The following is a 12936-nucleotide window of genomic DNA, read 5'->3' as shown; positions in this document are numbered from 1 at the left end:
AGCCTCCAGCGAGGAGAACGAAGCAAATCGCGAGCCATCCGACGACGTACGCGAAGTAGCATTATGTTGGGAAGTTAATAATTACGATGATGGGTGTCTTACTTGTCTATTCTTCGCAAATATGAGGATGATTCACTTTGATCGAGCGTGACGGTCCGGACCGTCCCAGCGAAGGTGCAATCGGTATGAACCGGTTTAATCGCAGAGGACAGCGTTTTCACACCCTCGTGTTTCGTATTTGCTATTGCAGACGTAGAGTATTTCTCTAACTGGTCGAGTACCTCTCTATTGATTGGTTCGTTAGTCCGTGACATACCTTTAAGATGAGCACCGCATATTAAATAATTGAGCACCTCCACCCAGTCGTATTGGGCTGCGACTCCTCCGGTGTTTTTTGATAGAGTAGTGAGAAGAGATCAGTCAAATTTATATAATATCTCTTGGCTGTGCCCGTGAGCGTTTTGTATATTGGTGGCCTTCAACCGTGGTCTCCCACTAAATCCATAAGCGGAAGTGAGACCCGCCACGAGACTCGATACGATCTATGCGCTACGCCTCCTCGACGACGTCCGCGAGGTTTCCAAGGGAGTCATTCCATCCTTCGTTGGCGTCCTGGGGCGGGATGTTTTCGGGGATTCCTGCTTGGTGAGCAGTGACTTCGGTCCCACCGGTGACTTTCTCGAAGGTGACCGTGGTCGTCATCTCTCCGGCCATTCCCGGGTCGTCGGACTCGAACTCCTCGGTGTAGACGATCCGCTCGCCAGGGGACAGTTCCTCGTATGTCCCATGGAACGTGTGGGCGTATGGTTCCAATTCCTTGATGTCAGCAGTGAACGACATGCGGAAGGTGCCCTCCTCCGTGGCGTCGAACTCGTGAACTTCGCAGGAGAAGCCCTCTGGCGGGAGCCACGCGGCGAGTTCGTCGGGATCGACGAAGGCTTCGTAGACTCTCTCCGGTGTGGCTTCGATTACGCGGTTGACGGTAATACTTCGCCCCTCATCCGTGGTGGTCTCTTCTCGCGGTTCTCTTCCGTCATCAGTATTGTCTCTCATTGGTCTTCTTGCTCCAGATGGTCGGCCAACGCGTCGAAGCGGTCTTCCCAAAGCACGCGGTACCGAGTTAGCCATCCAAAGGCTTCACTCAGCGGCGCGGCATCAAGGTGACATCGTCGAACCCGGCCGTCCTTCTCGATATCGAGTAAGCCCGCATCTTCCAACACGTGGAGATGCTTGGAGACTGCTGCCAACGAGACGTCGTGTGGTTCGGCGAGATCGCCGACGCTTTCGGGGCCATCGGCGAGTTGTTCGAGGATCTCTCGGCGAATTGGATGGGCTAATGCCTTGAAAATCTCGTCGAGCTCCTGGTCGTTCAGCTGTTGTTCAACCATCCAGTTGAATGTACAGCACACTCAATATTAAACCTATAGGTTAAACAAATTGCCTTCGACGATTCGGACGGAGAGAGCGTTTCTTCAAGAATTGTTCGCTCATTAGCCAGCTCGTTCCCATCACACAAAATATATGACTGTGCACAAAGTCAGAACAAATGATCAATGGAATTGTCACGTCGGGGGTTTCTAAAATTATCGACATCTACGGCTCTTGCAGGCGCCGTTACGGCGACGACCGTCGGTGCTCAGTCCACTACCGAGAACGCCCAAGCCGTTATCGTCTACGACGATGGACCGGTAACCGATTACCAAAAGGCGTTTCCTGTGCACAAGGACGAAGGCGTTCCGGCATCTATCGGGATTGTTTCCGAGTGGGTCGGTACGGACGGGTCGGGAAGTATGGACCGTGCGCTGAACAAGAAGGAGCTAACTGAGATGGAGTCGTTCGGCTTCGAAATCATGTCTCACACCAGAGAGCACACATCGTTGAAGTCGTTCCCGCTCGCGAAGGATATCGCTCCGGACGACGACCGGGCATATCCGAACGGTACTCACGCGTCACATCCGTTCCACGCAGGCTACGAGGTGGAGATATACGATGGAGACAGCTCCGTAACGCGAAATATCGTCGGATCGGGTCGGAATGACGACGACGAGCTGTACATGAAACTCGACAAACCGGTTGGGATGTCCTTCGATGCCGACAGCGCCCGTGAGCGTTTATCCCCGAAGACGATGCGATACATCCTCCGTGATTCGAAACGGACGCTCGAATCGTACGGGTTCACGGTCGACAATCTCCTCGCTCCTTACGACCACTTCACCGAGTATTCGGAGAAGTTCACGAAGGAGTTCTACACCGGCGTCGCAAACGCGATCGATTCTAACGGTATCAACCAACGTGGGGAAATCGACCCGTACGGGACTCGTCGCGACTATTTCATCGAATTCACCGATTGGAGCGCTGTTCGAGACGAACTCGACGCCGTCGCGGAGGACAACGCGCTCGGCATTTTCGGCGCACACACGCAACGGGACGAGGTCACGAAGTCGAAAATCCGTCGGATGATTCGAGCGGCGAAGTCGAGGGACATCGAAATCGTGACACTCAGACAGGCGCTCGCAGACGCCGGATTCGGAGCGACAAGAACGACCACGACGACCAATACTACCACCACATCCACGACGCCGAAAACGACGACAACCATGACGACGCACCCTCCGTCTACGGATTCGGCTGAATCGTCCGATGGGAGCATGCTCGAAACTTTCGAGTCGTTCGGTATTGTCGGTGGTGTGGGGGCGGTCGCCGGGTTCATCTTGGGCCGACGAAGCGAGTCGGAGTAATCCCACGGACTGTGACCGAAACGCGATGATCGTATTACCCCTTGGTCGTTTGTTTTCGGTGGCTACAGACAACGAATCATATGTCCTTCAGACGATGTGTGGGTCGTTCGAATCCTGAATTCAACGGATCTTTGTAACGATCACAAGCCGTGCCCGCACTTCGCTCGTGAACGTTTTGATCTAGACGAAATGCATGATGGAAAAGTTGTTTGTTTGTAGTGAGTCTCGCGACTAATGAATTAATATGTGTCTTCATCATTACTTTTGAGTTACGATATTACCAATCGCTGGATTTCATAAGTGGATCACTCCCGGTACCCTAAGAAGAATCTATGTGGACAGTGTACCGTCATTGAAGATACGTCTCAAGTGAATCTACGACGTGATCGGCGAAATCCTTCGTAACTCTCCCCTGCCACGCTACCAGATCTTCGATACGGGGGGAGTGGACTGCCCATGGAGAGACGAACGATTCGTATGGTACGCCGCCTATTTTCCAGACAGCTGACTCCAGGGAATCGAATCTCCGCTCGTATATCAGGTATTTATCGAGATAGTAGGGAAAGTAGTTGCGTTCTAGGGTTTCGACGCGTTTCAAAATGCGCGATTGGTTTGATAGCCGAAGTAGAACGTGGGACGGCAGCGAGGTCGATTCTTCGAATTTGTCCAATTTCGGCGATTGACTTCCTTTGGACAGTATAAGCGGAAATGGACGATTCCTAGACCCTCGAAGGTATCTTTGCGCAGTTCGTAGTGCACACTACGCGTACCGAGGATTTGTGGGTTCGTGACTGATTCACAGAGCATCTTTCACGCCGCCAATCTTATTATCTTAGCGTGTCTGTTGTACATCGGATTGAGCGATTGCACACTGTGCGTCCACTGCCCGATGTGGTAGTGGTATTCCAGCAGTGGCCTATCATTCGTGTAGACGATCGTGTTCACATGGGGCGCATCACAAAGTCCATACTTGCTCCGCGCCACACTATGACCGACTACAACACCGACAAACAACGCGACTTGTTCAGCAACCCCGAGACAGGGCCACAAACGAGAGCAGAACTTAACGACGCACTGGATGTCCTTCTCACGAAGGTTGTATCAATGGCGTTGATCTTGGGGATGATGCGTACGAAATCCGTCACACCCAACCTGATATCTCAGACTGGGAAGTCCATATCACACGGACGACGAAGAAGCTGTGAATTGATAGATACTCACCAATGAACACCTCACGACTCAAACTCGGGTCGGGACAGCAGTTCAAGTTAGTATTCCAGCTCGAATTATATATTTAAAGAAACCAGCCCAGCGCTGCCGCCCATTACCCCTCATTATCACCGGTTCGAGACCGTGTGCCTCGGGGCGGAACGACTCTGGGTCGTCGAAGACTTCTGGGTCGCGGTTCGCAGCGCCCACCCAGATATTCACGATTTCTCCGGCCTCGATTTGCTGGCCGCCCAACTCAATATCCTCACGCACGACGTGCTGTATTTCCTGTATCGGGGATCGATAACGGAGTACCTCTTCAATGGCTTTCTTACGGTTGACATCGCCTGATCGGACGTTCTCTATGATGCCTTGTTCCTCGAAGGACCAGATGGCATTCGTGAGTAAATTCGTCGTTGTGATATTACCCGCGAGGAGAAGGATCATACAGAAGCCGATTTTCTCCTGGTGGCTTAGTTCGTCTGCCGTCGATGTCCGTGTCGCTCGTCCGCTTCATAGGTTAGTGTTTGCAAGAGATGACTAATATACTTACGTTGGTTCCAGCCCGGACGAATGCAAACGATACAGAACACGGAAAGGTGGATCTCTCCCAAGCAGAAGACGCGAACACTGTTGTCAGAGCCAAATTGCGCTCTCCTGACGGTGACTTCTCGGTCGATCCATTCCGCTGCCTGGTTTGGAGGTGATTTGATCATCGGAGGCTGTAGTCGACGAGGACGGAGCCGTCGTCGAAACGACGTGTTGTGTTGAGAGCGAGGTCGACCCGCGCTGCATCGGGAAGGGCTTGGGTTCCCCCACCGACGATCGTCGGGACCAAGCGCAGCACATACCGGTCGACCAGACCTGCGCGGATGGCCTCGGAAGCGAGACCGGGGCCGCCGATGGACAGGTCGCAGTCGGCATGGTCTTTCATGGCCTGTACCACTTCGGAGTCGAACGTCTGCTCCAGGCGGGTCCGCGGTTCCGGCACGGTGTCCAGGGTGGTTGAATAGACGACTTTGTCGGTATCCCCCCACGCTCGGCGAACTCGCGTTGTACCTCGGGTAGGTCGTCGAGGTCAAAGGTGTCCCACACCCGCATCGTCTCATACATGCGACGGCCGATAAGGGAGGTGCCGACCGATCGTTGGTGATCGTTGAACAAGGCATGCGCGTCCTCAGATGGCTCTGACCAGTCGAAGTTCCCGTTCTCGTCGGCGATGTAGCCGTCGAGTGATGAGTTGATGAAGTAGATGAGGTCGGCCATGGAATCCTCTTGACCGTCACGACTATTCAATATGGCGACAAAAAAGGGGCAGAACCTGATTAGACGGTATGGATCTACGTTGTGCGCTTTCTCGAAGACAGCCACGACGCTGGAGGGGACCGCCGTTATGTGAACTAGGTCTATTTCCCCTGCCATTATTGCTCTGCTGCAAATATCCTCTCTATTCAGCAGTCCGTTCCTCTCAGAATCACGGCCATCTGCAGTCTTCGTGTGAGCTAGCGAGACCTAGTTCCAAGTTGTAAACGACGCATTTGATGACAAGTTCGCGGAACTGCTTCCACCACAGACGCTAAGATGTGCCTCGGAGCGTGACCCCGAGGCGGTTCACAGGGCGCTAAAACTGCGAAAGATGGTTCCCTGGCGATGCTTACAACGTAATTCCGGTTCCCGTGCTAGTCGTGGTTGTTGGCGATGATGTTGTAGTCGTCGCGTTACTCGTAGTTGGAGGTGATGTGGTAGTTGTCGAGGGTGATGTTGTAGTAGTAGCTGTTGGTGATGATGTTGAAGCGTCGTCGTGCTACTCGTACTGATGAGGATGATGTTGTAGTCGTAGTTGTTGAAGAAGGTGTTGTAGTCGTTGTGCTACTCGTAGTTGTCGAGGGTGATGTTGTAGTAGTAGCTGTTGGTGATGATGTTGAAGTCGTCGTGCTACTCGTACTCGATGTTTCCGTCAACGTCGCATTCGATTTCGTGGGTGTCGTACTCGCTGGTGGCTGCGTTGTATTCTGCGACTTTTCCGAAGGTGAACTGTCACCGAAATCGCCGAATCCCGAGTTGAGAAACGCAAACCCAATACCCGAGATGAACAGTAGTATTCCGGCGACGATCAACAATTTTTGTATCGAATCGGATCTCATTGTGTTACCTTGTATTTTCGTTCGAAACGTTTCGGCCTGTGAACCGAGCGGGTCGGAGAATGATAGGAGCATCCTATAACTTCATCGGATTCAAGCGCTCCTGTCGTAATATAGAAAAGCGCCAAGACCGCGAGTCCGGGTAGTGGGACGATAACGACCGACAGAAGGAGGTATATCCCGAAAACGCGTGGCTGTATATCGATCAACCATGCGAGGACGATGAGTCCCAGCGCCAATCTCCCGGTGAGTAGGAACGTGCACTGCGTCGTTTGAGCCGCTATCTCGGTGATTTTCTCGGAATGGTCATTGGACCACAGCTCCGAAGTCAAGTGAACGAACCTCGTCTGGAGCGCGATGGGAATGAACCAGAGGAATTCCACTAGTTTGAGTGCCGACCGGTAGTATCCGACCAACTTATTGTTCGCAGTCAGCGCCTGCAACATCAGAAATCCGAGGTCGTTAAATGTCGAAATAGTGTTTTGCTCGGCGGTGATCGACAGGTTTGACCCAGCTACATGCCCCGAATCAACACCCGGGAGCCACTCCGATTTCTGCAGAGTGCGTTTTACAAGCAGGGAAACCTCTCCCTCAGCGAGGCCATTAGACCGAGCAGGGCGGGGTAGTTTATCGGGCAAGAGCGATCAGTCCACCGACTACACAGAGAATTCCGATTATCGCGATAATCGGTGAGTTTATGTCTGGCAACAGACCGAACCCGCGGACATTCGCTCGGTCCGCTTTTTGCGATGCTTTCGTGTTTGTTTCGGACATTGTCGTGTGTGTACTCGATGAGCTAGTCACAGTGGCCCCCGAATCAGTGGAGTGGTCGGTCGGCGCGCTATTGCTACCGGTATCGTTGGGATTCGGTTGCGTAGCCGTCGTTCTATTGGGACCTGAATAACACTCGTTGGAAGTGCTCGTCTTGGTGGCGGTGCAATTGCCCGTCATCGTGCCGTTGGTTGGCGCACAGTCGGTGGCCAACCTCGTTTCAAGAGCGCCGAGTGTCCCATCATTGATCCGTTCCAGGTTCTTCGACTGGGTCCCAAGCTGTTGTTCGTCTTTCGTGGCGGCGGTTGCGACACCAGGAGCGACACACACGATCAAGAGAAGTTGCAAGACGATAACGAGGGCGGACATCCGATGTCGCTGCAAGAGGGGGTGGTGATTTCGATCGCCGTCGTTCTCGAGGCGGATGAACCGAACTATTGCTGTAAACCTCATTTGACTGCATCTCCTCGAGGAATTGTTGTTTCCTCGCTCTCAGTCAGGATAGTATCGGTCCCCGTCCATACTCTTCCACGAGCTTCCGCGATTTCGATCGATCGAGATGGATAGCTCACCTTCCTGTCCGCTACAATCTCCGATAATGTGCTCCTGGTTTTGATCGCTCCGCACGTTTTGTTCGGTTTCATCAGGCATCGTTCCCCGTGTTATCCCCCATTCAGCTTTCTCTCATTAGTGTTGTTGCCAAACGTAGAATTGCATAAAATATTTGCTTCCTCCACAAATAACACTCTAGTATATAAAATATCTACAAAACTAGATTGACAATCCGAACTCGTTTCCCGACCTACGGGATCCGCTAAACGACGGGACTGCGTGGCATCCGCCAACTCAGAGAACAGTAGCTAGGTATCTCTCATGTTCGCTTGTGAGCAGAAGCAACTGACACAGTCGTCAGAACCAATTCACGCATCACCGTCCTCTCTCCAACCGCAAACCAATCGCGAAACAAGATGCACTTCAGAGTAATCGATAGTTGCTTAGGTCGGTTTGTGTCGTAGTGTTTTGATTCGGTGTAGATTGGTACACCTCTCGGGATGGGTGTACTGACGGGGAGAGCTACGTTGTCATTGACGACGCTGTCATCTTCCGAAATGAGAAAAAACCTCGTTTGAGAATTGCCGGAGAATGTCCACCTGCTCGCGTTCGCGTTCAACGGCTGTAGAAAGACCCCACGTGATTATCCATACTGTGATCTTCTGTGGAACTGAACAACCATGGCTTCCATCCTCGTCTGTTACGGACCGGTGAAGGACAAACCGTGAAGGTGGCTGACCGCATTGCCGAAAGGCTAACCGCGAACGGTCACGAGACGATGACGGTGGATGTGAAGGAGATCAGTCCCGATCTCGATATCGACGATGGGAGAGAAAGTCCATAGATTTTGACGTAAAAAATGGCTATGGATGTTCGGCGATGAGTATACGTATGGACCTCACGGAGACTGTCAAACATCGACTCGAAGTTCGTGAATTCGCTGATAAGCCCGTTTCAGACGACATCGAACGTGCTGTGCTAGAGGCTGCACGACTGGCTCCCTCAAGTCGAAACCGCCAGGACTGGCACTTTCTTCTGATCGATGGCGACGCTCTCGACGATTTGGCTACGGTGAGCACCAGCGGGAAGTGGGTCGCGGATGCTGCCTTTGCTGTCGTTGTCTTCACTGACGATTACCCCTCCTCCGGCGTCGATGTCGGACGTGCAGTCAGCCACATGCAATTTGCAGCTTGGGATCACGGCATCGGCTCTTGTATCTACACTGGCATTGAGGAGGAGGCCCTGAAGAGACAGTTTGGTATTCCACTTGAGCTCGTCAGCGGAGCTGTTGTCGGCTTTGGCTATCCCAAAGGGTCCGGGATGGGGACGAAACGACGGCGATCAATTGCAGAAGTCGTCTCGAAGAATCGGTTTGGAGAGTCGCTATAGGCTAGTCGATTTCGTCCTTGATCATACTGTCCTCAGGGAGCTGTTGGGTGGTGTGACAGTAGGTGTGGTGTCGCCGCTTGGACAGAGAGAATCGGCTATCGACGAGAAGGTAGGGCAGTATATCGAGTCAAGTTTGGCGTCATTCGGTCGAACCAGAGACAAATTTCTGCCATTTTTCAAGTTCTCCCCCCGCGCATTTTCACGGGGTATTTCGAAATATCCCTGTTCTAGTACCCAGTACACGACCATTGGTTTCGGACCTATAATCTGAAAACTCGACGATCGGAACGTAAGATCATCGGGTTCTGCTCGCGATCAATGTTGCTGACCTTCTATGTCGATACTCCATTGCTGCTTGAATACTATCATCCCTTGATTGATTCTTTAACGATCTCGATGAACGTTCGGGACGATACTTATCATTGAATATTGTATGGACCGACCAACGATACTATCAGAGCGTATTGACTCCGATAACGACAACTAGGAGACAAACTTAGTAATCCGTATGCTGGAGTACATCCGTTCATAAATAGTGCGAACTGCTCAATGATTCTCGGGCTTGAAATACGAATGGCATAATATCGGTCTTTGGGTTCTGGTGCTCTTCTATCACCGTGGAGAAGTCGGGGATAGACGAGTTGGACCAGACCCAGGAGAAAAACAACGAAAAAGGCACTTCGCATCTTGCTCGCAGTTACGATCGTCGGCTCGCTGTTTGCTGTCGGCTTTGCGGGTTCGGCAGCCGCTGCAGATTATAAGAAACCGAGTGATAGTCAATCGAACTGGCAGTATGCAAGCTCGCACGTTGACCAAGACCAGCACGTCTGGCAAGGCAACAGCAACTACCAGAAGGACAACTACGCAAAATCGTCGGCGAAGAGTTTCTATGGTCACGCGAAATCTGGTGACGCGAGAGCCATCCAGTCGAACTACCAGAGCAACTCGAACTCGCAGAAAGCCTGGTCGAACGCCCAGAACTTCAACTCGCAAAGTCAGAAGGGCGGCCACGACCGGACATCCTGGTAAGACGAAGCATTACATCGACGCGATTTTATTTTATACACCGTTGCTCTTCTTCGAGCACCAGTTCCTGATCTGAAAGGTGACTCCATCCTTTTTGATGATCATTTTATCAGTTTATGCTCATCTTCACAGAAGTTGGTGAGTTCAGCATCTGTGAGCGCTCTCGATGGGCTTGTACTGCGGAGGCAGATGTTTCGAATTCTTCGATTTGGGTGGCTTTTTTCTCGGTAATCACCCTTGTGACCGTGCTTCCCATTGCTGAGTACCACGTTGTTCGATGGCAGCAAGTACCGTCGAGAGCACATCTAACGGATGCACTGATTCGAGTGAGACATCCGCAACATCGTTCCCATTTGGTGGTTGGTGAAAGTGGAGACGGTCGTTATCCAAGTTGGGATGGCGATCCTACCGAGAGTCCCAGTTTTAACTGTCGTGTGTTTCGATGTAATGGATTGAGAAGTCACCTGTTGTAAACCACCGACAAACTCCACACAAAACCACCGCCGATAGCAAACTGGATATTCAACACCAATCTATGCCATGAGTACTGTCTCGATTGCTGGATGAACATATTCGCTCCGTTCTTTCTCAGTTGCGACGATCACAAAGCTGCCCGACTCGTGGTCGAACTGCAAGGAACTCGGGTTGCTCTTTCTGTTGAGAAATCGGTGGATGACTCACAACTAGTCGTCAATTATCTTCTTGGAGTTCGTTAACAATGAGATACAGCAAGCGCGCTCTTCTCTAAGAAATGTGTTAGAAGGTAAATTGGCCCTGTCTAGTTTACCTCTTCGACTGGTGTTCGTTCATCGAGTGCTCCGAAGCTCCTCGGTCGTCTCCTGATCGATCTCACCGTCTTCGGTCACGACGACGCCGTACTGCTCTCGGGCAGCCTCACGTGAGACGTAGCCATCACGGAAGTCCTCGCGAACTGCGTCCGGATCACGTTCGTACGGGTCGCCGTATCCACCGCCGCCTGCGGTCCGGTTCGAGATTACTTCTCCCGGGACGAAGTTCCCGCGGAACATCCCTGCATACGTTACATCTTCATCGTCGTAGAGATCGTCGTTATCAACGAGAATCTGCACTCGCTCGTCGAAGTCATCTTCTTCGGAGTCGAGTGCGACAACGTTCTTCATACCGGGTTCGCCGCCGTCCAATCCCCAGTTCTCGGTTCGGGTTTTCTGTATAATCGAGAGCGCGCCGACCGGTTCGAGCACGCGGAAGTCACGACAGATGCCGAGGCCACCACGATGCTTCCCCGGACCACCGGAGTCCTCACGGAGTGAGAGTTGGTCGAATCGGATTGGGGCTTTGTTCTCGAACACCTCAATTGGGATGTTTCGGACCATTGTCTCGCTGATATGCATGAGCGCGTTCTCCCCATCGTGGTTAATGCCTGCACCCCAGCCAACAGCCTCATTGTTCGCTTCGACGAACGGTCGGCCTGTCTCCGGGTTCTCGCCGTAAAGCATGATATCAGCGAGGTCACCACCAGTACTTGCAGGGACGCGATCAGGCATTCCCTTTGCGAGCGCCTGGTAAACCACGTCGATAGCGACAATCCCGGTCCAGACGGTGAACGTAGGGGCGGGATAACTTGCGTTGAAGATGTTCCCCTTTGGAACGGTCATCGATAATGGTGCGTACTGTCCCCCGTTCGAGTCCTCCTCGGGTGTAGTAATCGTCTTAAAGCAAAGCTTACAGATCGTCTCGCTCATCCCTGGCGGGATATTGAGTGGCTCGTCGACTTCGTCGGACGACCCCGAGAAGTCAACTTCGAATTCATCGCCGTCGATGGTAACGGTCGCCTTGAGTTTTATTAGGTCGTCAGAATCACGGTTGACGCCGTCGGCATATCCAGTTGCCGACCAGCTCCCGTCCGGGAGTTCTTCGACGGCCTTACGAGCGGTTTCCTCACCATGGTTGAGTACCTTGTTAACCGCCGACTCAACAGTTTCGCCGCCATACTTCTCGTATAGTTCTTGCAAGCGCTCTTCACCGGTGCGGACCGCTGCGACCTGCGCGTTCAGGTCACCAACGACTTTCTCGGGCATCCGGGAGTTAAACCGGATGATATCCATAATCTCCGGGTCAGGCTCACCATCCTTGTAGACTTTCGTACCGGGGAATAGCACGCCTTCCTGGTGAACATCAGTCGAGTCGAGGACGTAGCCGGAGTCCTTCGCACCGAGGTCAAGCCAGTGTGCGCGGCAGGTCGTATAGCCGATGAGGTCCTCGTCGTGGAACACTGGAGCAAATAGGAGCACGTCGAGGGTGTGCGTCCCACTCCAGTAGGGGTAGTTCATGATGAACACATCCCCTGGGTTCATGTTTTCCTCACCAACGTGGTCAACCGCTTTCTTAATTCCGTAGTCGTTCGCACCCAAGAAGAGTGCTAGTCCCGGGGAGTCTGCGATGAGATTGAGATCTCTGTCGAAAATAGAGATTCCGAAGTCCAGAATCTCGTAGATAATTGTGTTGTAGGCAGTTCTGATAAGGGTGCGTTGCATCTCCGTTGCGGCAGACGTGAGGTAATTCCGAATCACCTCGACTGTTGCCGGGTCGATGTCTTGTTGTGTGCTCATTGTTTGTCTCCTGTTGTGATGATGATGTGGCCATACTCGTCGACGTCTGCGGTCTGGTCTGAGTGGAAGACGAGCGATGTAGTCGGTTCGGTGACGACCGCAGGCCCTTCGATCTCGTCGCCAGGCTTGATGTCTGCACGTTGATAGACGTCGAAGTCGACGAAGTCGTTGACCGCGAAACAGTACGCTTCTCGGGTATCAATGGGCGAAAGGTCACCATCTGTCCGCGGCGTCCCACGTTCGAGGCTCGGTTTCTCATTCTCACCGACGGCACGGACACGAAGGTGAACGACTTGCACGGGATCGCCCATCGTGTGGCCGTACCGAGACTCGTGCTGGGCTTCGAACCGATCTGCAAGTTCGTCAAGTGAATCGATGTCGTTTGCATCGACCTCGACGGTGTGTTCCTGGCCGAAATACCGCATCTCGACTGCCGACCGATACTCTGGCGCGTTTCGCCAATCCCCTCTTCCGTGAGCGTTTCACGGCCTTCGGCTTCGAGGGTATCGAATTCTGAGCAGA

Annotated in this window: 10 protein-coding genes and 1 pseudogene; 3 read left to right on the top strand and 8 right to left on the bottom strand. The window is 52.6% G+C overall.

Annotated elements, in window-relative coordinates:
• Positions 1-549: 549 nt before the first annotated feature.
• Both A4G99_RS20185 and A4G99_RS20180 read right to left on the bottom strand, forming a co-directional pair.
• A complete protein-coding gene (locus tag A4G99_RS20185) occupies positions 550-1053 on the bottom strand; it encodes an SRPBCC domain-containing protein (protein ID WP_082837957.1) in 504 nt (167 codons plus the stop codon).
• Complete coding sequence (locus A4G99_RS20180) at positions 1050-1388, bottom strand: helix-turn-helix transcriptional regulator (RefSeq protein WP_066147767.1); 339 nt, start codon at positions 1386-1388, stop codon at positions 1050-1052. Before A4G99_RS20180 ends, A4G99_RS20185 begins: the two co-directional genes overlap by 4 nt.
• Before the next feature lie 165 nt (positions 1389-1553).
• Here A4G99_RS20180 and A4G99_RS20175 point away from each other — a divergent pair, with 165 nt between their 5' ends.
• Positions 1554-2738 (top strand): polysaccharide deacetylase family protein, encoded by a 1185-nt coding sequence (locus tag A4G99_RS20175; RefSeq protein WP_082837956.1) that lies wholly within the window; start codon positions 1554-1556, stop codon positions 2736-2738.
• Between the two features lie 1359 nt (positions 2739-4097).
• Here the strand turns inward: A4G99_RS20175 and A4G99_RS20165 are convergent.
• From A4G99_RS20165 to A4G99_RS20155, 4 genes and pseudogenes are all read right to left on the bottom strand, one after another.
• Positions 4098-4448: pseudogene (locus A4G99_RS20165) on the bottom strand (cytochrome P450); the annotation flags it as partial.
• Positions 4449-4659: 211 nt separating this feature from the next.
• The gene (locus A4G99_RS27785) at positions 4660-4881 is read right to left on the bottom strand and encodes a dihydrofolate reductase family protein (protein ID WP_255359153.1); all 222 of its coding nucleotides are present in this window, start codon (positions 4879-4881) and stop codon (positions 4660-4662) included.
• Positions 4878-5213 (bottom strand): dihydrofolate reductase family protein, encoded by a 336-nt coding sequence (locus A4G99_RS27780; protein WP_223302060.1) that lies wholly within the window; start codon positions 5211-5213, stop codon positions 4878-4880. The genes A4G99_RS27785 and A4G99_RS27780 overlap by 4 nt, the downstream gene beginning before the upstream one ends.
• A gap of 874 nt (positions 5214-6087) precedes the next feature.
• Positions 6088-6726, bottom strand: coding sequence for a hypothetical protein (locus A4G99_RS20155; RefSeq protein WP_066147563.1), 639 nt, complete (start codon positions 6724-6726; stop codon positions 6088-6090).
• Positions 6727-8302: 1576 nt separating this feature from the next.
• Between A4G99_RS20155 and A4G99_RS20145 the strand changes: the two genes are divergently transcribed.
• Positions 8303-8800, top strand: a complete 498-nt coding sequence (locus A4G99_RS20145; RefSeq protein WP_066147559.1) for a nitroreductase family protein — start codon at positions 8303-8305, stop codon at positions 8798-8800.
• 687 nt (positions 8801-9487) lie between these two features.
• A complete protein-coding gene (locus tag A4G99_RS20140) occupies positions 9488-9829 on the top strand; it encodes a hypothetical protein (RefSeq protein WP_223302059.1) in 342 nt (113 codons plus the stop codon).
• Between the two features lie 803 nt (positions 9830-10632).
• Here the strand turns inward: A4G99_RS20140 and A4G99_RS20135 are convergent.
• Both A4G99_RS20135 and A4G99_RS27775 read right to left on the bottom strand, forming a co-directional pair.
• Positions 10633-12414 carry a hydantoinase B/oxoprolinase family protein gene (locus tag A4G99_RS20135; protein WP_066147555.1) on the bottom strand — a complete coding sequence of 594 codons (1782 nt, stop codon included), beginning with the start codon at positions 12412-12414 and terminating at the stop codon, positions 10633-10635.
• Positions 12411-12839, bottom strand: a complete 429-nt coding sequence (locus A4G99_RS27775; RefSeq protein WP_223302076.1) for a hypothetical protein — start codon at positions 12837-12839, stop codon at positions 12411-12413. The genes A4G99_RS20135 and A4G99_RS27775 overlap by 4 nt, the downstream gene beginning before the upstream one ends.
• Positions 12840-12936: the final 97 nt, after the last annotated feature.

The sequence above is a fragment of the Haladaptatus sp. R4 genome (genome assembly GCF_001625445.1).
GTDB lineage: Archaea > Halobacteriota > Halobacteria > Halobacteriales > Haladaptataceae > Haladaptatus.
The sequence above is the reverse complement of the archived record's forward strand: the minus strand, read 5'-3'. Positions and strand labels throughout refer to the sequence as shown.